Annotated in this window: 18 protein-coding genes and 3 tRNA genes; 10 read left to right on the top strand and 11 right to left on the bottom strand. The window is 57.4% G+C overall.

From position 1 onward, the window contains the following. From sufB to JS46_RS02360, 6 genes are read left to right on the top strand one after another with little or no spacing between them, the layout of a single operon-like run. On the top strand, positions 1-1,494 hold the full coding sequence (gene sufB, locus JS46_RS02385) for a Fe-S cluster assembly protein SufB (RefSeq protein WP_033747483.1): 1,494 nt from the start codon (positions 1-3) through the stop codon (positions 1,492-1,494). A 42-nt stretch (positions 1,495-1,536) separates the two neighbouring features. Then, positions 1,537-2,283, top strand: coding sequence for a Fe-S cluster assembly ATPase SufC (gene sufC / locus JS46_RS02380; protein WP_033747480.1), 747 nt, complete (start codon positions 1,537-1,539; stop codon positions 2,281-2,283). Then, positions 2,258-3,535: a Fe-S cluster assembly protein SufD gene (sufD, locus tag JS46_RS02375; protein WP_033747478.1), complete on the top strand. Its 1,278-nt coding sequence runs from the start codon at positions 2,258-2,260 to the stop codon at positions 3,533-3,535. The genes sufC and sufD overlap by 26 nt, the downstream gene beginning before the upstream one ends. Continuing rightward, positions 3,535-4,758, top strand: a complete 1,224-nt coding sequence (gene sufS / locus JS46_RS02370; RefSeq protein WP_033748020.1) for a cysteine desulfurase SufS — start codon at positions 3,535-3,537, stop codon at positions 4,756-4,758. The genes sufD and sufS overlap by 1 nt, the downstream gene beginning before the upstream one ends. A 20-nt stretch (positions 4,759-4,778) precedes the next feature. Further along, the gene (gene sufE / locus JS46_RS02365; RefSeq protein ID WP_033747476.1) at positions 4,779-5,195 is read left to right on the top strand and encodes a cysteine desulfuration protein SufE; all 417 of its coding nucleotides are present in this window, start codon (positions 4,779-4,781) and stop codon (positions 5,193-5,195) included. 56 nt (positions 5,196-5,251) lie between these two features. After that, complete coding sequence (locus JS46_RS02360; protein WP_033747473.1) at positions 5,252-6,235, top strand: L,D-transpeptidase family protein; 984 nt, start codon at positions 5,252-5,254, stop codon at positions 6,233-6,235. An 86-nt stretch (positions 6,236-6,321) separates the two neighbouring features. Here the strand turns inward: JS46_RS02360 and JS46_RS02355 are convergent, their stop codons facing one another. The 6 genes from JS46_RS02355 to JS46_RS02330 all read right to left on the bottom strand — a co-directional run bounded on the left by JS46_RS02355 (position 6,322) and on the right by JS46_RS02330 (position 10,443). Then, positions 6,322-6,558 carry a major outer membrane lipoprotein gene (locus JS46_RS02355; protein ID WP_007374746.1) on the bottom strand — a complete coding sequence of 79 codons (237 nt, stop codon included), beginning with the start codon at positions 6,556-6,558 and terminating at the stop codon, positions 6,322-6,324. 301 nt (positions 6,559-6,859) lie between these two features. Beyond that, the gene (gene pykF / locus JS46_RS02350) at positions 6,860-8,272 is read right to left on the bottom strand and encodes a pyruvate kinase PykF (RefSeq protein ID WP_033747467.1); all 1,413 of its coding nucleotides are present in this window, start codon (positions 8,270-8,272) and stop codon (positions 6,860-6,862) included. Between the two features lie 344 nt (positions 8,273-8,616). Beyond that, positions 8,617-8,693 (bottom strand) — tRNA-Val (locus JS46_RS02345). Between the two features lie 11 nt (positions 8,694-8,704). Further along, positions 8,705-8,781 (bottom strand) — tRNA-Val (locus JS46_RS02340). 3 nt (positions 8,782-8,784) lie between these two features. Then, a tRNA-Val gene (locus JS46_RS02335) sits at positions 8,785-8,861 on the bottom strand. A 208-nt stretch (positions 8,862-9,069) separates the two neighbouring features. After that, a complete protein-coding gene (locus JS46_RS02330) occupies positions 9,070-10,443 on the bottom strand; it encodes an MATE family efflux transporter (RefSeq protein ID WP_033747465.1) in 1,374 nt (457 codons plus the stop codon). 193 nt (positions 10,444-10,636) lie between these two features. On the opposite strand from JS46_RS02330, the gene JS46_RS02325 reads away from it, so the two are divergent. Further along, positions 10,637-11,275, top strand: coding sequence for a riboflavin synthase (locus JS46_RS02325; protein ID WP_033747463.1), 639 nt, complete (start codon positions 10,637-10,639; stop codon positions 11,273-11,275). A 43-nt stretch (positions 11,276-11,318) separates the two neighbouring features. Here the strand turns inward: JS46_RS02325 and cfa are convergent, their stop codons facing one another. Together cfa and punC are read right to left on the bottom strand one after the other, a co-directional pair. Beyond that, entirely contained in the window at positions 11,319-12,467 is a 1,149-nt protein-coding gene (gene cfa, locus JS46_RS02320; protein WP_033747461.1) for a cyclopropane fatty acyl phospholipid synthase, read from the bottom strand. Positions 12,468-12,775: 308 nt separating this feature from the next. Further along, positions 12,776-13,978, bottom strand: coding sequence for a purine nucleoside transporter PunC (gene punC / locus JS46_RS02315; protein ID WP_033748018.1), 1,203 nt, complete (start codon positions 13,976-13,978; stop codon positions 12,776-12,778). A gap of 120 nt (positions 13,979-14,098) precedes the next feature. Here punC and punR point away from each other — a divergent pair, with 120 nt between their 5' ends. Further along, positions 14,099-15,004 carry a DNA-binding transcriptional activator PunR gene (gene punR, locus JS46_RS02310; RefSeq protein WP_033747458.1) on the top strand — a complete coding sequence of 302 codons (906 nt, stop codon included), beginning with the start codon at positions 14,099-14,101 and terminating at the stop codon, positions 15,002-15,004. On the opposite strand, the gene purR is transcribed toward punR, so the two are convergent. Next, the gene (gene purR, locus JS46_RS02305; RefSeq protein ID WP_033747455.1) at positions 15,001-16,026 is read right to left on the bottom strand and encodes an HTH-type transcriptional repressor PurR; all 1,026 of its coding nucleotides are present in this window, start codon (positions 16,024-16,026) and stop codon (positions 15,001-15,003) included. The genes punR and purR overlap by 4 nt on opposite strands. A 285-nt stretch (positions 16,027-16,311) precedes the next feature. Between purR and JS46_RS24025 the strand changes: the two genes are divergently transcribed. Beyond that, on the top strand, positions 16,312-16,401 hold the full coding sequence (locus tag JS46_RS24025; protein WP_094078480.1) for a YnhF family membrane protein: 90 nt from the start codon (positions 16,312-16,314) through the stop codon (positions 16,399-16,401). Positions 16,402-16,447: 46 nt separating this feature from the next. Here JS46_RS24025 and JS46_RS02300 read toward each other — a convergent pair whose 3' ends face one another. Continuing rightward, a complete protein-coding gene (locus JS46_RS02300) occupies positions 16,448-17,248 on the bottom strand; it encodes a C40 family peptidase (RefSeq protein WP_033747452.1) in 801 nt (266 codons plus the stop codon). A gap of 362 nt (positions 17,249-17,610) precedes the next feature. Here JS46_RS02300 and JS46_RS02295 point away from each other — a divergent pair, with 362 nt between their 5' ends. Next, positions 17,611-17,946 (top strand): Grx4 family monothiol glutaredoxin, encoded by a 336-nt coding sequence (locus tag JS46_RS02295; RefSeq protein ID WP_179256429.1) that lies wholly within the window; start codon positions 17,611-17,613, stop codon positions 17,944-17,946. Between the two features lie 41 nt (positions 17,947-17,987). On the opposite strand, the gene rnt is transcribed toward JS46_RS02295, so the two are convergent. Beyond that, positions 17,988-18,665, bottom strand: coding sequence for a ribonuclease T (rnt, locus tag JS46_RS02290; RefSeq protein WP_033748016.1), 678 nt, complete (start codon positions 18,663-18,665; stop codon positions 17,988-17,990). Positions 18,666-18,679 lie beyond the last annotated feature (14 nt).

Raw genomic sequence — 18,679 nt, 5'->3', positions numbered from 1 at the left:
ATGTCACGACACAGCGAAACATCTGACGATGTACAAATGTGGGAAGGCAAGCTCAACTACAAAGAGGGCTTCTTTACCCAGTTGCAAACCGACGAAATGGCGCACGGCATCAACGAAGATGTGGTGCGTGCGATCTCGGCTAAACGTAACGAGCCAGAGTGGATGCTGGAGTTTCGTCTTAAAGCCTTTCGCGCCTGGCTCGAAATGGAAGAGCCGCACTGGCTGAAAGCGCATTACGACAAACTGGATTATCAGGATTACAGCTATTACTCGGCGCCTTCATGCGGCAACTGCGACGATAGCTGCGCCTCTGAGCCAGGCGCGCTGCAGTCCTCGGGCATCGAAGAGACCAACACCTATCTGACGCAGGAAGTTGAGAAGGCGTTCGATCAGCTGGGCGTGCCGGTGCGCGAAGGTCGCGAAGTGGCGGTCGATGCGATTTTCGACTCTGTTTCCGTTGCCACGACCTATCGCGGCAAGCTGGCAGAGCAGGGCATCATTTTCTGCTCGTTCGGCGAAGCGATTCAGGAACACCCTGAGCTGGTGCAGAAGTATCTCGGCACCGTGGTGCCGGCCAACGATAACTTCTTTGCGGCGCTGAACTCCGCGGTCGCCTCAGATGGCACCTTCGTCTATATCCCGAAAGGGGTGCGCTGCCCGATGGAGCTGTCGACTTATTTCCGCATCAACGCGGCGAAAACCGGTCAGTTCGAACGCACCATTCTGATTGCCGACGAAGACAGCTACGTCAGCTACATCGAAGGCTGTTCCGCGCCGGTGCGCGACACCTATCAGCTGCATGCGGCGGTGGTGGAAGTCATTATTCATAAAAACGCGGAAGTGAAGTACTCCACCGTGCAGAACTGGTTCCCGGGCGGCGAAGGCGAAGGCGGCATTCTGAACTTCGTCACCAAGCGCGCGCTGTGCGAAGGCGAGAACAGCAAAATGTCCTGGACGCAGTCCGAGACCGGCTCCGCCATTACCTGGAAATACCCGAGCTGTATTCTGCGCGGCGATAACTCCATCGGCGAGTTTTACTCGGTGGCGCTGACCAGCGGCCGTCAGCAGGCGGATACCGGCACCAAGATGATCCACATTGGTAAAAACACCAAATCGACCATCATCTCCAAAGGTATCTCTGCCGGTAAGAGCCAGAACACCTATCGCGGCCTGGTGAAAATCATGCCGACCGCGACCAACGCGCGTAACTTTACTCAGTGCGACTCGATGCTGATCGGCCCCGATTGCGGCGCGCATACCTTCCCGTATGTCGAGACCCGCAACAACACCGCTCAGCTGGAGCATGAGGCGACCACCTCGCGCATCGGCGAAGATCAGCTGTTTTACTGCCTCCAGCGCGGTATCAGCGAAGAAGATGCGATCTCAATGATCGTCAACGGCTTCTGTAAAGACGTTTTCTCTGAGCTGCCACTGGAATTCGCCGTGGAAGCGCAAAAACTGTTAGCCATCAGCCTTGAGCACAGTGTGGGCTGATGCCGTCACACGCGTTGCCGGAAGCAATGTGAAGGAATAAGTATGTTAAGCATTAAAGATTTACAGGTTAGCGTTGAAGACAAAGAGATTCTGCGCGGTCTTAACCTCGAAGTGAAACCGGGCGAAGTGCACGCCATTATGGGGCCGAACGGCTCAGGCAAAAGTACGCTTTCTGCAACGCTTGCTGGCCGTGAAGATTACGAAATCACCGGCGGTTCCGTGAGCTTCAAAGGCAAAGATCTGCTAGAGCTCGACCCGGAAGACCGCGCGGGCGAAGGCATCTTTATGGCGTTTCAGTATCCGGTCGAGATCCCGGGCGTCAGCAACCAGTTCTTCCTGCAGACCGCGGTCAACGCGGTGCGCAAATATCGCGGCAACGAAGAGCTGGATCGTTTCGACTTCCAGGACTTTATCGAAGACAAAATCCACCTGCTGAAGATGCCGGAAGATCTGCTGACCCGTTCGGTCAACGTCGGCTTCTCCGGCGGCGAAAAGAAACGCAACGACATCCTGCAGATGGCGGCGCTGGAGCCGGAGCTGTGCATCCTTGATGAAACCGATTCCGGTCTCGATATCGATGCGCTGAAGATCGTCGCGGAAGGCGTCAACAGCCTGCGCGATGAAAAGCGCGCCTTTATCATCGTGACCCACTATCAGCGTATTCTGGACTACATCAAGCCAGACTTCGTGCACGTGCTGTACAAAGGTAAAATCGTCAAATCGGGCGACTTTACGCTGGTGAAACAGCTGGAGGAGCAAGGCTATGGCTGGCTTACCGACGAAGAGTGATAATGCCCTGCAGCAGTGGCATCATCTGTTTGAATCGCGCGGCGAGTCTCGCTCGCTGCAGGCTCAGCAGCACTGGCAACAGCTGATGCGCGTCGGTCTGCCGACGCGTAAGCATGAAAACTGGAAATACACCGCGCTGGATGGGCTTCTGGCCCACCAGTTCGCGCTACCGCAGGCGAAAAGCCTGAGTCAGGCGCAGGTCGACGCGCTGGCGCTGCCGCTGGACGCGATCCGTCTGGTGTTCGTCGACGGTCAGTTTCAGCCGTCGCTGAGCGCGGCCGATACCGAATTCTTCGCCGTTCAGCATAGCCGCGCCGCCGAGCGCCGCCCGCTGCCGGCGCCGGTGCAGCCGGAAGTCTTTCTGCATCTGACCGAAAGCCTGGCGGAAGAGGTCACCTCAATTCGTCTGGCGCGCGGCAAGACGGCGGCGCGTCCGCTCTACCTGCTGCATATCACCAGCGGCCAGGCGGATGCACTCAACACCGTGCATCATCGCCACCATTTCGAGCTGGAAGAGAGCGCGCAGGCGCAGGTTATCGAGCATTACGTCACCCTGGACGGCGCACAGCACTTTACCGGCGCGCGCTTTACCTTCGCGGTCGGCGACAATGCTCAGCTGAAACATATCAAGCTGGCGTTTGAAGAGAGCAGCAGCTACCACTTCGCCCATAACGATATCGTTATCGGTCGCGATGCGCAGGTAAGCAGCACCAGCTTCCTGCTGGGCGCGGGCCTCTCTCGTCACAACACCAGCGTGCAGCTCAACGGCGAGAATACCCAGCTGTCGCTGAACAGCCTGGTGCTGCCGATGAATTCGGAAGTGGCGGATACCCGCAGCTATCTGGAGCATAACAAAGGCTACTGCCTGAGCCGTCAGCTGCATAAAACCATCTCGCGCGACAAAGGCCGCGCGGTGTTTAACGGCCACATCAAAGTGGCGCAGCACGCGCTGAAAACCGACGGGCAGATGACCAACAACAACCTGTTGCTGGGTCGTCTGGCGGAAGTGGACACCAAGCCGCAGCTGGAAATCTACGCTGACGACGTGAAGTGCAGCCACGGCGCGACCATCGGCCGCATTGATGATGAGCAGATGTTCTACCTGCGCTCGCGTGGCATCGCAGAAGAAGCGGCGCAGCAGATGATTATTCACGCTTTTGCGGCCGAACTGACCGAAGCGCTGGATGATGAGACGCTGCGTCAGGCGGTTCTGCAACGCATCGCGGCGCGTTTCCCTGGAGATGCCTCATGATGAACTTCGATCTCGAACGTATCAGGGCCGACTTCCCGATCCTGAAGCGTGAGGTCAACGGTCATCCGCTGGCCTACCTTGACAGCGCGGCCAGCGCCCAGCGTCCGCTGGCGGTGATTAACGCCGAAAGCCATTTTTATCAGTATGGCTATGCGGCGGTGCACCGCGGCATTCACAGCCTGAGCGCGCAGGCCACCACCGATATGGAAAACGTCCGCCTGCAGGCGGCGCGTTTTCTTAACGCCTCTTCGCCGGAAGAGATCGTGTTTGTCAAAGGCACCACCGAGGGAATCAACCTGGTGGCGAACTGCTGGGGCGCAAGCCAGCTGCAGGCCGGCGATAACCTGATCATCACCGAGATGGAGCACCACGCCAATATCGTGCCGTGGCAGATGGTGGCGCAGCGCACCGGCGCAGAGATCCGCGTGCTGCCGCTGAATGACAACGGCGAGCTGGCGATCGATGCGCTGGCGGGGCTGATTGACAGCCGTACGCGCCTGCTGGCGGTGACGCACGTCTCCAACGTGCTCGGCACCGTTAACCCGGTCAAAGCGCTGGTGGCGCAGGCGAAAGCCGCCGGCCTGGTGACGCTGGTGGACGGCGCGCAGGCGGTCATGCATGGCAAGGTCGACGTGCAGGATATCGGCTGCGATTTCTACGTCTTCTCCAGCCACAAAATTTACGGCCCTAACGGCGTCGGCATTCTCTACGGGCGCAAAGCGCTGCTTGACGAGATGCCGCCCTGGGAAGGCGGCGGTTCGATGATCGATCAGGTGGTGCTGCCTGTCGGCACCACCTGGAACAAAGCGCCCTGGCGTTTCGAAGCGGGCACGCCTAATACCGGCGGCATTATCGGCTTCGGCGCGGCGCTGCGCTATGTAGAAGAGATCGGCCTTGAGGCGATTCAGCAGCGTGAACAGGCGCTGATGCGCTACGCGCTCGACAAGCTCGCCTCGGTGCCCGATCTGGTGATTTACGGCCCGCAGGATCGCGCAGGCGTCATCGCTTTCAATCTGGGCAAGCATCACGCCTACGACGTCGGCAGCTTCCTTGATCAATACGGTATCGCTATCCGCACCGGTCACCACTGCGCAATGCCGCTGATGCGCCATTTCGCTGTGCCAGCCATGTGCCGCGCTTCGTTCGCCTTCTACAACAGCGAAGAAGAGGCCGATCGTCTGGCGGCGGGTTTGACCCGTATTCATCGTTTGCTGGGCGGTTGAGCAGAGTTCAGGAGTCAGTCATGGCCACGTTGCCAGATAAAGAGAAACTGGTGTGCAACTTTAACCGTTGCGCCAACTGGGAAGAGAAGTACCTCTACATCATTGAGCTGGGCGCAAAACTTCCAGAATCATCTGAAAGCCTGCATCAGCCGGAAAACGTTATCTCCGGCTGCCAGAGCCAGGTCTGGATTAAGATGACGCCGCAGAGCGACGGCACCCTGGCGTTTGAAGGGGACAGCGACGCTGCTATCGTTAAGGGATTGATTGCAGTGGTATTTAGTCTGTATCAAAACCTGACGGCAGCCGATATCGTCGCGCTGGACGTGCGGCACTGGTTCGCTGAGCTGGCGTTAACCCAGCATCTGACGCCGTCGCGGTCGCAGGGCCTCGAAGCGATGATTCGGGCAATTCGCCATAACGCTCAAAATCTCCTCTGAGTTAAACTAGCAGACGCCAACAGGCGTCTGTTTTTTTATCTGAAAGAGAAGATTGCATGAAATCAGCCTTACGTTTCGCCGGTGCGCTGCTGCTAAGCGTTGGACTTGCCGCGCCGGCTTTCTCCACGGAATACCCGCTTCCTGCCGCCGACAGCCGCCTTATCGGCGAAAATCAGTTAACCACCGTTCCCGATGACAAACGTCCGCTTGAAGCGATTGCGGCGAAATACCAGATTGGGCTGCTGAGCATGCTGGAGGCGAATCCCGGCACCGATCCCTGGCTGCCGAAGGCGGGCACGCAGTTAGTGGTGCCGCAGCAGATGCTGCTGCCGGATACGCCGCGCGAGGGGATTGTCGTGAACCTGGCCGAGCTGCGCCTCTATTACTACCCCAAAGGCGAAGACAAGGTCATCGTCTATCCCATCGGTATCGGCCAGCTCGGCGCCGCGACGCCGGTGATGGTGACCAGCATCAGCCAGAAGATACCCAATCCGACCTGGACGCCGACCGTCAATATCCGCAAGCGCTACGCCAAAGATGGCATCACGCTGCCGGCGGTGGTGCCTGCTGGCCCGGAAAACCCGATGGGGCTGTTTGCGTTGCGCCTGGCGCGCGGCAGCGGCAACTATCTGATCCACGGCACCAACGCCGATTTCGGCATCGGCATGCGCGTCAGCTCCGGCTGCATACGCCTGCGTCCGCAGGATATCGAAGCGCTGTTCAACAGCGTGCCGAAAGGGACGCGCGTGCAGGTGATCAATCAGCCGGTAAAATATGCCGTCGAGCCGGACGGAAAGCGCTATGTCGAAGTGCATCAGCCGCTGTCGCACAGCGATAAAGACGATCCGCAGACCATGCCGATAGCGCTCAGCCCGGCAATGAAAAAGTTTATCAAGAGTCCGCAGAGTGACAGCGCGCTGATCAAAGCGGCGCTGGAGCGTCGTTCCGGCATGCCGGTGCTGGTTTCGAGCGGGGAGGCGGTGGCAGCGCCTGCTGAGGCGGCGTCAGAGCAGGCGCAGAACGCGCAGACGACACCCTGAACCCGACAGTTGCCGCCATGCCCTGGCGGCAAAATCAGAGCAAAAAAAATGGCGCCACATGGGCGCCATTTTTAATACCAGAACTCTTACTTACGGTAAGAGTGAGCCTGGTTGTCCAGACGCTGGTTAGCACGAGCTGCGTCATCTTTAGCAGCCTGCACGTCAGAACGGATTGCGTTCACGTCGTTGCTCAGCTGGTCAACTTTAGCGTTCAGAGTCTGAACGTCTGAAGACAGCTGGTCAATTTTAGCGTTGCTTGAGCAACCAGCCAGCAGAGTTGAACCCAGGATTACCGCGCCCAGTACCAGTTTAGTACGATTCATTATTTATACCCTCTAGATTGAGTTAATCTCCATGTAGCGTTACAAGTATTACACAAAGCTTTTTAAGTTGAGAATAAATTTTTGATGAGAAGATGCTTAAACTTGATCGTTCGCTCAAAGAAGCAGCGCTTAACCGCATATGATAAAAATATTTAGCGAAAACAGAGAGATTTAATCGGATTAACCTTAATTTCGGAGGATATTGAATAGTTATTATCGATTGGAAATTTCCCGGTTTTGTATTAGTGACGGAATAAAAAAAGCGCCCCTAAAGGCGCTTTTAAATAAATGCTCAAACGAATTAAATGACGTGTACTGAGGCCGTATTTGTGGTACCGCTTGGTACTAATGCGCCCGATACCATTACAACCACGTCGCCTTTCTGCGCATAGCCGCTTTCCAGCGCCGCTTCTTTGCCGATGCGATAGAAATCGTCGGTAGAGGCGATCTCGGTGACCAGACGCGTTTCGATGCCTTTGCTCAGGATTAGCTGGCGGGCGGTGGTCTCATTAGTGGTCAGCGCGAGGATAGTGGCATCCGGGAAGTATTTGCGCACCGATTTGGCGGATTTGCCGCCTTCGGTGGCGACCACGATCAGCGGCGCTTCCAGTTTCTCGGCGGTTTCCACCGCGCCGCGGCAGACGGCTTCAGTGATACGCAGCTTACGGGAGTCTTCCAGCGCGTCGATGCGCGACTTCATCACGCGGTCGGTACGCTCGCAGATGGTGGCCATGATGGTCACTGACTCCAGCGGGTATTTGCCCTTGGCGCTCTCGCCGGAAAGCATAACCGCATCGGTGCCGTCGAGGATGGCGTTGGCCACGTCGCCCGCTTCCGCGCGAGTAGGGCGCGGGTTTTTGATCATCGAGTCGAGCATCTGGGTAGCGGTGATCACTACCTTGCGCGCCTTGTTGCACTTCTTGATCATCATCTTCTGGGCGAAGATCACTTCTTCTACCGGGATCTCTACGCCCAGATCGCCACGCGCCACCATGATGCCGTCAGAGGCGTCGAGGATTTCGTCGAAGTTGTTCAGGCCTTCCTGGTTTTCGATCTTGGAGATGATCTGAATATGTTCGCCGCCGTGGGCTTTCAGATGCTCGCGGATCTCCAGCACGTCAGAGCGCTTGCGAATAAAGGAAGCCGCCACGAAGTCGACGCCTTGCTCGCAGCCGAAAATCAGGTCGCGCTTATCTTTTTCCGCCAGCGCAGGCAGCTGGATAGAGACGCCCGGCAGGTTAACGCCTTTGTTCTCGCCGAGGTCGCCGTTGTTCAGCACGGTGCACACGACGGCGTTTTCCGTCACTTCTTTAACTTCCATGCCGATCAAACCATCGTCTACCAGCACGGTGTTGCCGATTTTCAGATCTTCAGTGAAGCCAGCGTAGGTGACGGCGACGCGCTCGCTGTTGCCGATCACGCTCTGGTCGGTGGTAAAGGTAAAGGTCTGTCCCGCTTTCAGGGACACGTCGTTACCGCCTTCCAGTTTCATGGTGCGGATTTCCGGACCTTTGGTGTCGAGCAGAATAGCGGCCTGACGACCGGTTTTCTGCATCACCGCGCGCATGTTGGCGATACGCTGACCGTGCTCGGCGTAATCGCCGTGCGAGAAGTTAAGGCGCATAACGTTCATGCCGGCTTCAAGCAGCTGGGTCAGCATCTCTTCGGATTCGGTTTTCGGGCCGATAGTACAAACGATCTTGGTCTTTTTCATGACAGGTTATCTGTAAGTTGTGATGGATGATAAAGGTTGGGATTCGATGAGGACGCATCGAAATGAGAATTCTGGTTGATAACGAAACGGACAGTACAACGTAAGAATAGGTGACGCAGGCTGAGCGTGCAGGGAAGTTGTGCGGTTACGTCTGGAAACCGACAATAGCGTGTTGCGCAAAGAGTGTGAGTTATCGCCATAGGCACGCCGCGCTGAAACCTTTCAAGTGGAACAACGCCGGATAGTATAGACGCTAAGTATCCGAAAACCAATTAAAAAGCGGAGAAGGAAACGACGGAGATCAATAAAAAGCGAAGTTGCGCAAGGGAGGAAAACAGCAAGAGTGGTGCGCTCTAATGGACTCGAACCATCGACCCCCACCATGTCAAGGTGGTGCTCTAACCAACTGAGCTAAGAGCGCATTCAGAAATTTGGTGCGTCCGAGTGGACTCGAACCACCGACCCCCACCATGTCAAGGTGGTGCTCTAACCAACTGAGCTACGGACGCACTTGGTGCGCTCTAATGGACTCGAACCATCGACCCCCACCATGTCAAGGTGGTGCTCTAACCAACTGAGCTAAGAGCGCAACACGCTGTCAGGGCGACAGCGGGGACGAATATTAACGACACGCCGCAACGCTGGCAAGGAGAAAAACGCTTTTTTAGTGCTGACTGACCAGCAACTGCGCTATGCGTCGTTTTTTTAGACGTAGCAGGACGTTAAAGGCGCATCCAGGGCTGACCGCGCCAGGGGAGAGACGAGCCGAAGCCCGCCATCTCCCCCGACCGCACGGCTCAGCGCGCGGCGCGCGTGAGGATCACCTGCGCAGGCAGCTGTTGCAGGCGGCGAATGCGCCACAGCATCATGATCGCCGCCGAAGTCAGGCCGATAATAAACCCGCACCAGAAGCCCGCTGGACCCATACGCGGCACTACCCAGTCAGTCATCGCCAGCGTATAGCCGCTGGGCAGCCCCAGTAGCCAGTAGGCGATAAAGGTAATAAAGAAGATGGAACGCGTATCTTTATAGCCGCGCAGAATGCCGCTGCCGATTACCTGAATCGAATCGGAGAACTGGTAGATCGCCGCCAGCATCATCAGCTGCGCCGCCAGCGCGACCACTTCCGGGTTGTCGTTATAGAGCAGGGCGATCTGATGGCGGAAGGTCACGGTCAGCAGCGCGGTTATCGCCACCATGCAGATGCCGACGCCCTGCGCGGTCCAGGCCGCGACGCGCGCCTGCTCAGCTGAGCCCTGTCCCAGCCGGTAGCCGACGCGAATAGTGGTGGCGACGCCGAGCGACAGCGGCAGCACGAACATCAGCGAGCTGAAGTTCAGCGCAATCTGGTGGCCCGCAACGTCCACGATGCCCAGCGGCGACACCATCAGCGCCACCACGGCGAACAGCGTCACCTCGAAAAACAGCGCCAGCGCCACCGGCAGGCCGAGCGAAAACAGGCGCTGCAGCACGGCGCGTGACGGCGGCGACCAGCGAGAGGCCATGCGGATATCGCGCATGCCGCCCATGCGGCGCACCCACAGCCGCATCACCAGGAACATCACCCAGTACACCGATCCGGTCGCCACGCCGCAGCCCACGCCGCCCAGCGCCGGCATGCCGAAGTGGCCGTAGATAAAGATCCAGTTGAGCGGGATATTGACCAGCAGGCCGATAAAGCCCATCACCATGCCGGGTTTGGTTTTCGACAGGCCTTCGCACTGGTTGCGCATCACCTGGAAAAAGAGATAGCCGGGCGCGCCCCATAGCAGGGCATGAAGATAGCCTTCAGCCTTCAGCGCCAGCTGTTCGTCGATATCCTGCATGGCGCGAATCACGTAACCGGCATTCCACAGCACCGCCATAATCAGAATGGCGACGAAGAAGGCCAGCCAGTAAGCCTGGCGAACCTGTTCAGCGATACGTTCGCGGCGGCCGGAGCCGTTGAGTTGCGCAACGGTTGGCGTCAATGCAAGCAGAAGACCATGGCCGAATAAAATGGCCGGAAGCCAGATAGAGGTGCCGACTGCGACGGCGGCCATATCCGTGGCGCTAACCGCGCCGGCCATGATGGTATCTACAAATCCCATTGCGGTCTGCGCCACCTGAGCAAGGATGACCGGAATCGCAAGGGCAAGCAATTGACGCGCTTCTGTTAAATACTTCTGCACGTTAACACCTGTTAAAAAAGAAAAGGGGAGTGATCCCGGAGAAATGCGCGGTTAGTGTAGCGGCATTAACAGGATTCACCAAGTTTTGTCACGCTGTGCGTTATATTGCGGCTGTAAAGCGGACGCGACGCGGAAATAATATCCGCGCGCTAAGCTGTGGTAAGCTAGAGCAAACTTCGCAGAGGCCAAAACTATGTTTACCGGAATTGTGCAGGGCACCGCAAAGATTGTGTCCATTGAAGAAAAAGATCTGTTTCGCACCCATGTCGCAGAGCTGCCGGAAGAGCTGCTGCCGGGGCTGGCGCTGGGCGCGTCGGTGGCGCATAACGGCTGCTGTCTGACCGTCACGGCCATTGAAGGCAACCGCGTCAGTTTCGATCTGATTAAAGAAACGCTGCGCGTCACCAATTTAGGCGACCTGCAGGAAGGTGACATCGTCAATATTGAACGCGCGGCGAAATTCAGCGATGAGATCGGCGGCCACCTGATGTCTGGCCATATTATGACCACTGCGGAAATCTGCAAAATTATCCAGTCGGAAAATAACCGTGAAGTCTGGTTTAAAATTCAGGACCCGGCGCAGATGAAATATATTCTGCATAAAGGCTTCGTCGGTATTGACGGCATTAGCCTGACCGTGGGCGAAGTGACCAAAAGCAAATTCTGCGTCTATTTAATCCCGGAAACCCTGGAGCGCACTACGCTTGGCGCGAAAAAGCTGGGACACCGCGTCAATATCGAGATCGATCCGCACACTCAGGCGATCGTCGATACCGTCGAGCGCGTGCTGGCGCAGCGTGAAGCCGCGGCTCTGCGCCCGGACGTCGAATAAGCATAAAAAAAGGCGCTCCAGGCGCCTTATTCAACAGATCGGCTTAGCGCGCGACGCGCAGGCCGCCTTCTACGCCGCGGCTAAAAACCACCTGCCACAGCTGAATATCGCGGGCGCGAAAGGCGCCGGCGCAGGCATTAAGATAGTAACTGAACATGCGCTTAAAACGTTCGCCGTATTTTTCGGCCAGCTGCGGCCACGCCTGCAGAAAGCGCTCGTACCAGGCCATCAGCGTGGTGTCGTAATCGGCGCCGAAATTATGCCAGTCTTCCAGAATGAAATGAGGCTCGCTGGCGTCCGCAATATGACGCACCGACGGCAGACAGCCGTTGGGGAAAATATATTTATCAATCCAGGGATCGACATTCATATCGGTGCGGATCGCGCCGATGGTGTGCAGCAGAAACAGTCCGTCCGGCTTGAGGTTGCGGTCCACCACGTCGAAGTAGGTGGCGTAGTTTTTCGGGCCGACGTGCTCGAACATGCCCACCGAAACGATACGATCAAACTGCTGGTTAAGATCGCGATAATCCTGCAGCAGGATAGTGACGTCCAGTCCTTCGCAGCGCTGCTGCGCCAGCTTCTGCTGCTCTGCCGAGATGGTCACGCCGTGCACCACCGCGCCGTAGTGGCGAGCGGCATACTCAGCCAGCCCGCCCCAGCCGCAGCCGATGTCCAGCAGCGTCATGCCCGGCTCCAGCTGCAGTTTGCGGCAGATCATATCCAGCTTCGCTTCCTGCGCCTGCTCCAGCGTCTCGGCCTCTTTCCAGTAGGCGCAGGAGTATTGCATATAGGGGTCGAGCATCAGTGAGAAGAGGTCGTTCCCGAGATCGTAATGCTCTTTGCCCACGATCCATGCGCGTTTTTTCGACTGTAAGTTGGTGAGACGCGCGGCGGCCACGCGCAGCGTATCTTTGAAGTGGTGCGGCAACTGCTGGTCCAGCTTATGCTTCAGCACGCGGTGAAAAAACATATCCAGCCGTTCGCACTCCCACCAGCCATCCATATAAGCTTCGCCAAGACCAAGTGAGCCTTCCTGAATCACGCGCTTAAAAAAGTCAGGCTGTTTAACCTGAATATCCCAGGGGCGGCTGCCGTTGATTTCGATGTCCGCTTTTTCCAGCATTTCGTGGACAATGCGATACCAGTGGTTTTCTTCAAGGCTCACTTCTTCTATTAACGATGAACTCATAGCTACTCCATCACCTGTCCGCGTTGAACCTGAGAAAAAGAATAGTCAATTTCTCAAGGCCTGTGAGAAATGTCACGGATTGCTCCGTGCGCCTGATATCCGACGTTTTACAGAGGATTGGATCTGAAATTCGTTGTCTGACGCAGCAGGGAACGCGCGCGCAGACACCATCCGGGCGATAAGCTTCGCCTAATAATAAAACAATTATGTTATTGATTTGTTGCAGATTTATTGACCTGATCGAGTATATGCTCAACCAGGTCAGTATTCAACGACTTATTGTTAGGCAGCTAACTATAAAAGTTGCCTTAGTGATTATCCTGGCAGGGAGTGGTAACGCGGACAATATCCATTTGTGCGCTGGCGCGTCGCTGCCAGACGTAGCCCGCCATCGCCAGTGCGATAGTGGTCACCATAATCAGCGTAGTCATTAGCAGCGGCTGTTGTAAACCTGCGGAGACCGCCAGACTGGCAAGGAAGCAAAGACCGAGCTGCAGGGTATTCTGCAGCGCCGCGGCTTTACCGGTGGCGTGCGGGAACGGCAGCAGCGCATTCGACACCACGATCGGGTAAATCGCGCCGTTCGCCAGCGCCATGCCGCAAAAGGGCGCAAGCAGGGCGATCAGATTGTGGCTTCCGGTAAGCGCCACGCCGAAGAGCGTCGCCACGCTCAGGCTGTAAAGTGCCAGCAGCAAGGGGAGCAGCTGCGCGCCGGCAAAGCGGTTGAGCAGGGCGCGGCAGCCAAATCCGCCCAGCAGGAAGGCGATAGTTTGCGGAATATAGCTCAGGCCAATATCCGCCGGCGTCAGGCCCGCATCGGCGAGAATAAAGGGCGAGCCGGTCAGCCAGGCGAAAAAGCTGGCGGAGCAGGCGGCATAGATCAATACGTTGCCGCCATAGACGCCGGAGCGCAGCAGCGAGAAGAAGCCGGGCTGATCGCCCGCCTCTTTTGCCGTCGGGCGGCTGGCGGGCAGGCGCAGCGTCACCAGCATCAGCGCCACGCCGGTCAGCGTCAGCACCAGAAAGATCGAACGCCAGTGAAAGTGGCTAATCAGCCAGGCGCCGAGCAGCGGCGCCAGCGCGGGCGAAAGCGCCACCAGCGGCATAATGGTGGCGAACACCTTATTGGCGCGCGCGCGCGGATAGCGATCCACCACCAGCGCCTGCCAGCTCACCGCCGCAGCGCAGACGCCGATTGCCTGAATAAAGCGCAGCGCCAGCATCAGCACCGCATTTTCCACCCACAGCATGCCGGCGCAGCCGAGCGCGAACAGTCCCAGCCCCATCAGCAGAACCGGTTTGCGGCCGATGCGGTCGGAAAGCGGGCCCCAGAAAAGTTGACCGATGGCGAAACCCGCCAGGAACAGGCTCATACTGGCGCTGATAATGCCGGGCGAGGTATTAAAGCTGATCTGCATCGCGCCGAAGGCGGGCAGATACATATCGGTCGCCAGAAAGCCCAGCATGCTGAGCAGAGCGAGGTAGGGCATAAATCCTTTTGATGACAGCATGGTTTTTAATCTCATATTTCGTCAGGCAGGTTAAACGCGGCAAAGTGTAAAAGGGTGCGCCTGCCGCTGTGAAACGTTAATATTTGCAGAGTGCTGTGAAAATTTTTGAAAGGAAAAAGCATGTGGTCCGAATATGCGCTTGAAGTGGTAGACGCCGTGGCGCGCACCGGCAGTTTTAGCGCCGCCGCGCAGGAGCTGCATCGCGTGCCCTCTGCCGTCAGCTATACGGTGCGCCAGCTGGAAACATGGCTGGCGGTGCCGCTGTTTGAACGGCAGCATCGCGACGTGGCGCTGACCGCCGCTGGCGAGCATTTCGTGCGCGAAGGCCGCGAGGTTATCAAAAAAATGCTCGCCACCCGCAGGCAGTGCCAGCAGCTGGCCAACGGCTGGCGCGGGCAGCTCAGCATCGCGGTCGATCGCATCGTGAAGCTGCCACGCAGCCGTCAGCTGGTGACCGACTTCTATCGACACTTTCCCGATATGGAGCTGCACATCAGCTATGAGGTGTTTAACGGCGTATGGGACGCGCTGGCCGACGGACGCGTCGACGTGGCGATCGGCGCCACCCAGGCGATCCCGGTCGGCGGGCGCTTTTCCTTTCGCGATATGGGCGCGCTGAACTGGCGCTGCGTCGTGGCGCGCCACCATCCGCTGACGCAGCAGCCGCAGCTCGACGACGACGCGCTGCGCGTCTGGCCGTCGCTGGTGCTGGAGGATACCTCGCGCGCGCTGCCGCGCCGCATGACCTGGACGCTGGATAACCAGCGCCGACTGGTGGTGCCGGACTGGCAGGCGGGACTGGCGTGCGTGCTGGATGGCTTATGCGTGGCGATGATGCCGGGCCATCTGGCGCGTCCGCTGCTGGATAAGGGCGAGCTGGCGGAGCTGACGCTGCCTGCACCCTTTCCGGAAAGTCACTGCTGCGTGAGCTGGTCGGAGGCGCGCGCATCGCCGGCGCTTAGCTGGTTGCTCAGCTATCTCGGCGATGCGCAAACGCTCAATCAGGAGTGGTTAAGCGAGGATTAACGGCGGTAGTCGCGGAACGGGCCGTCGCCGACCGAGCGGCGCTCAATCAGCGTGGGATGCACTTCGATGGTCTGCGACACTTCGCGTTTGCTGGTGATGCGATCGAGCAGCATCTCCAGTGCCTTCTCGCCCAGCTGGGCTTTAGGCTGATGCACGGTGGTCAGCGCCGGAGTGAAGTAGCGCGCGTTGCGCACGTTGTCATAGCCGATCACCGAAATATCCTGCGGCACGCGCAGTCCCATCTCGTCGGCGGCGCAGATCGCGCCCATCGCCATAATATCACCGCCGCAAAAGATCGCCGTCGGGCGCTGCTTCTGCTGCAGGATCTGCTGCATCGCCTGATAGCCCGATTCCGGTTCGAAATCGCCCTGTACGATCCATTCGGGACGCACCGCGATGCCTGCTTCCTCCAGCGCTTGCAAAAAGCCCGCATGGCGCCCGCCGCCGGTGTTGCGCTCCAGCTGGCCGGGAATGGCGCCGATATCGCGATGGCCGCGTTCAATCAGATAGCGTCCCGCCAGATAGCCGCCCTGGAAAGCGTTATCGAGCACGGTGTCGGTAAAATCGCCGCGCGATTCGCCCCAGTCCATGACCACCATCGGAATATTGCGGTTCTCTTCCAGCATCTTCAGCAGATCGTCCGGATACTCGGAGCACATCACCAGCAGACCGTCGACGCGCTTCTGCGCCATCATCGACAGATAGGCGCGCTGCTTCTGCAGATCGTTGTGGGCGTTGCCGAGAATTAAGGTGTAGCCCCGCTCGAAGCAGTGGTGCTCGACCGCTTCGATGATTTCCGCAAAATAGGGCGCTTCGCTGGAGGTGGCAAGCAGCCCCAGCGTTTTGGTGTGGTTGACCTTCAGGCTGCGCGCCACGGCGCTGGGCGAATAGTGTAATTCCTGAATCGCCTGCCAGACGGCGTTGCGCGTCTCTTCCGCAACGAAGCGCGTTTTATTGATCACGTGGGAAACGGTGGTAGTGGAAACACCCGCGCGCTTCGCGACATCTTTAATTGTTGCCATTAAAAAGAGACTCCAGAACTTATCAATAACCCACTGATAAGAATAATGTTAAACGTTTGCGTCCGCTAAGAGAGTTTTCTGTTAATTCGCTACAGTTTTTGTCGGTGAAATACTCACTGGGCAGGACAAAACAGGGGCTGTTGCGTACGAACGGTACGGGCGTTGCGTCAGTTGCGCAACAAAGCCGGGGATTCTAACAAGGCTTGCGGGATAAAACGAGATTTTTACCGACAACTATGGGAAAATCGCACAAGACCCTGATGATTGTGTGGATAAGGAGAGGAAATGAGCACCGATTTGAAACTGGCATTAATGACCACCGGCGCGGCGCTGCTGATGATTGTGGCCTTTAGCTTTACCGCCGTCATGCACTAACAGACAGCGATAAAAAAACCGGGATTATCCCGGTTTTTTTTCGCGTTTAGCGAATGGTTTTCGGCGTCATTACCCGGCGCGCGCCGATATAGTGACGCTGCCAGTAATCATCCGAGAGTCCGCTAATCTGGATATCTTTTCCGGTGCGCGGCGACTGAATGAATTTGCCGTTGCCGAGGTAAACCCCGACGTGGTCGGCGGTGCCGCGGCCGTTGATACGAAAGAAGACCAGATCGCCTTTCTCCAGCGACTCGCGCTTCACCGGCGCAGCGTCGCGCAGGTGGTACATTTCGTTGGCGGTGCGCGGGATTCTGAATTTCACCAAATCTTTATAGGCGTACCAGACGAGGCCGCTGCAGTCGAAACCGGTATGCGGCGAGGTACCGCCCCACTGATAAGGCTTGCCCAACTGACCCATCAGCTTGGTCATCGCCGTTTCGCGCGCTTTCTGGTAACGCAGGCGATGGGACTTGCTCATTTTGATGGTGGGCGTGCCGTCGCTATCCAGCAGCGGGAGAGTAGCGGCTTTTGCGGTGCTCAGCGAGCGCTGGCGGCCATAGCGTTTGCGAGAAGATTTCAGGGTTTTTTTGGTGTCGGCGGCGGAAGGGGAAAGCTTAGCCGTTTCAATTTTCTTCTGCTTTTTCAGTTTGAGTTTTTGCGCAGTAGAAGGGCGCGCTTTTTTCGCGCTGGTTTTAACCGGTCGCCGTTTGCGGCGCTCATCTTCGCGCGCGCTTTTTTTATCCGCCTTGTGCAGGCTGGCGTTAACCGGCGCTTGCGGCGAGGCCGAAGCGATGTTCATGAACAGCTGCGCGAAAGCTAATATAAAGAGCGTAATCAGTAATCGCATAGTCCGGTTACAGGGTTAGCGGTTACGACAACAGGCCGTAACGAGGTTAGAAAAATCTGATCGGAGATCAGCGCCGGGGCCATTCTAAGCCAGGTTTTTTTCAAAAGTTAAGCCATTTTTCTATTAAACTGTTACAGGGTTGCATCTGACTCATAAATGAGCAATTTCAGCAGTTTATAGCAGCAAAGTTATTACCAGTTATGAACAGCTTAAGTTTTGATTATCGTCAGAAAAAGCCAGATCTTTACTAAAGAACTTAACAAACATGGCGGTTTCGCATGGCAAGCGAGAAATTGTCGTTTTCAGGGACGGGGCGAAGTCGCTACAATAAACAAACACGAAGTAGGGAATTAAGGAAGGCAATTATGAGTACTGTAGAAAAAATTCAGCGCCAGATCGCAGAAAACCCGGTCCTGCTGTATATGAAAGGCTCGCCGAAACTGCCAAGCTGCGGTTTCTCTGCGCAGGCGGTGCAGGCGCTCTCTGCCTGCGGTGAGCGCTTTGCTTACGTGGATATTCTGCAGAACCCTGATATTCGCGCCGAGCTGCCGAAATACGCCAACTGGCCGACCTTCCCGCAGCTGTGGGTAGACGGCGAGCTGGTCGGCGGCTGCGATATTATCGTCGAAATGTTTCAGCGCGGCGAACTGCAGTCGCTGATCAAAGAGACGGCGGAAAAGCACAAAGAAGCGGAATAAAAGCAGCGCAATAAAAAAGGCCGACGCAAGTCGGCCTTTTTTTACGCCTGTTCCGGCGTTGCTTCCGCGTCGTCGTCGCTCGCCGCCATCGGCAGCGGCCAGCCGCCCAGCCGTTTCCAGCGGTTTACCAGTTCGCAGAACAGCGTTGCCGTCTGCTCGGTATCGTAGAGCGCAGAGTGCGCCTGGGTGCTGTCAAAATCCATGCCTGCCGCTTTACAGGCTTTCGCCAGTACCGTTTGCCCCAGCACCAGCCCGCTCAGCGCAGCGGTGTCGAAGGTGGCGAACGGATGGAAAGGGTTGCGCTTCAGCCCGGCGCGCCCGGCGGCGGCCATCATAAAATTAAGGTCGAAGGTTGCGTTGTGCGCCACCATGATGGCGCGATTACAGTGGTGATCCTTGATGCCTTTGCGCACCATCTTGAAAATGGCGTGCAGCGCCTCATATTCGCTGATCGCGCCGCGCAGCGGGTTGCTGGGATCGATGCCGGTAAACGCCAGCGCCTCCGGATGAAGCAGCGCGCCTTCGAAAGGCTCGACGTGGAAATGCAGCGTCTGGTCGCGGTGCAGCCAGCCGTCTTCGTCCATTTTCAGCGTGGTGGCGGCGATCTCCAGCAGCGCATCGGTCTGCGCGTTAAAGCCTGCGGTCTCGACATCGATCACCACAGGATAGAAACCTCGGAAACGTTGATTCAGCGCGTTCAGGGAGTTCGTTTCAGACATCAGCATCTCATAGC

Origin of the sequence: Pantoea sp. NGS-ED-1003 (assembly GCF_000738765.1) — a bacterium.
GTDB lineage: Bacteria > Pseudomonadota > Gammaproteobacteria > Enterobacterales > Enterobacteriaceae > Pantoea > Pantoea septica.
Note: the sequence above shows the minus strand (reverse complement) of the source record. Positions and strands in the feature narration are given on the sequence as shown.

What these genes read in the sequence shown, in the direction of transcription:
- purR (WP_033747455.1), bottom strand. Translation starts at nt 16,026, where the DNA reads ATGGCAACAATTAAAGATGTCGCGAAGCGCGCGGGTGTTTCCACTACC.
- JS46_RS02325 (WP_033747463.1), top strand. Translation starts at nt 10,637, where the DNA reads ATGTTTACCGGAATTGTGCAGGGCACCGCAAAGATTGTGTCCATTGAA.
- sufE (WP_033747476.1), top strand. Translation starts at nt 4,779, where the DNA reads ATGGCCACGTTGCCAGATAAAGAGAAACTGGTGTGCAACTTTAACCGT.
- pykF (WP_033747467.1), bottom strand. Translation starts at nt 8,272, where the DNA reads ATGAAAAAGACCAAGATCGTTTGTACTATCGGCCCGAAAACCGAATCC.
- sufB (WP_033747483.1), top strand. Translation starts at nt 1, where the DNA reads ATGTCACGACACAGCGAAACATCTGACGATGTACAAATGTGGGAAGGC.
- sufS (WP_033748020.1), top strand. Translation starts at nt 3,535, where the DNA reads ATGAACTTCGATCTCGAACGTATCAGGGCCGACTTCCCGATCCTGAAG.
- sufD (WP_033747478.1), top strand. Translation starts at nt 2,258, where the DNA reads ATGGCTGGCTTACCGACGAAGAGTGATAATGCCCTGCAGCAGTGGCAT.
- cfa (WP_033747461.1), bottom strand. Translation starts at nt 12,467, where the DNA reads ATGAGTTCATCGTTAATAGAAGAAGTGAGCCTTGAAGAAAACCACTGG.
- punR (WP_033747458.1), top strand. Translation starts at nt 14,099, where the DNA reads ATGTGGTCCGAATATGCGCTTGAAGTGGTAGACGCCGTGGCGCGCACC.
- sufC (WP_033747480.1), top strand. Translation starts at nt 1,537, where the DNA reads ATGTTAAGCATTAAAGATTTACAGGTTAGCGTTGAAGACAAAGAGATT.
- JS46_RS02360 (WP_033747473.1), top strand. Translation starts at nt 5,252, where the DNA reads ATGAAATCAGCCTTACGTTTCGCCGGTGCGCTGCTGCTAAGCGTTGGA.
- rnt (WP_033748016.1), bottom strand. Translation starts at nt 18,665, where the DNA reads ATGTCTGAAACGAACTCCCTGAACGCGCTGAATCAACGTTTCCGAGGT.
- JS46_RS24025 (WP_094078480.1), top strand. Translation starts at nt 16,312, where the DNA reads ATGAGCACCGATTTGAAACTGGCATTAATGACCACCGGCGCGGCGCTG.
- JS46_RS02300 (WP_033747452.1), bottom strand. Translation starts at nt 17,248, where the DNA reads ATGCGATTACTGATTACGCTCTTTATATTAGCTTTCGCGCAGCTGTTC.
- JS46_RS02355 (WP_007374746.1), bottom strand. Translation starts at nt 6,558, where the DNA reads ATGAATCGTACTAAACTGGTACTGGGCGCGGTAATCCTGGGTTCAACT.
- punC (WP_033748018.1), bottom strand. Translation starts at nt 13,978, where the DNA reads ATGCTGTCATCAAAAGGATTTATGCCCTACCTCGCTCTGCTCAGCATG.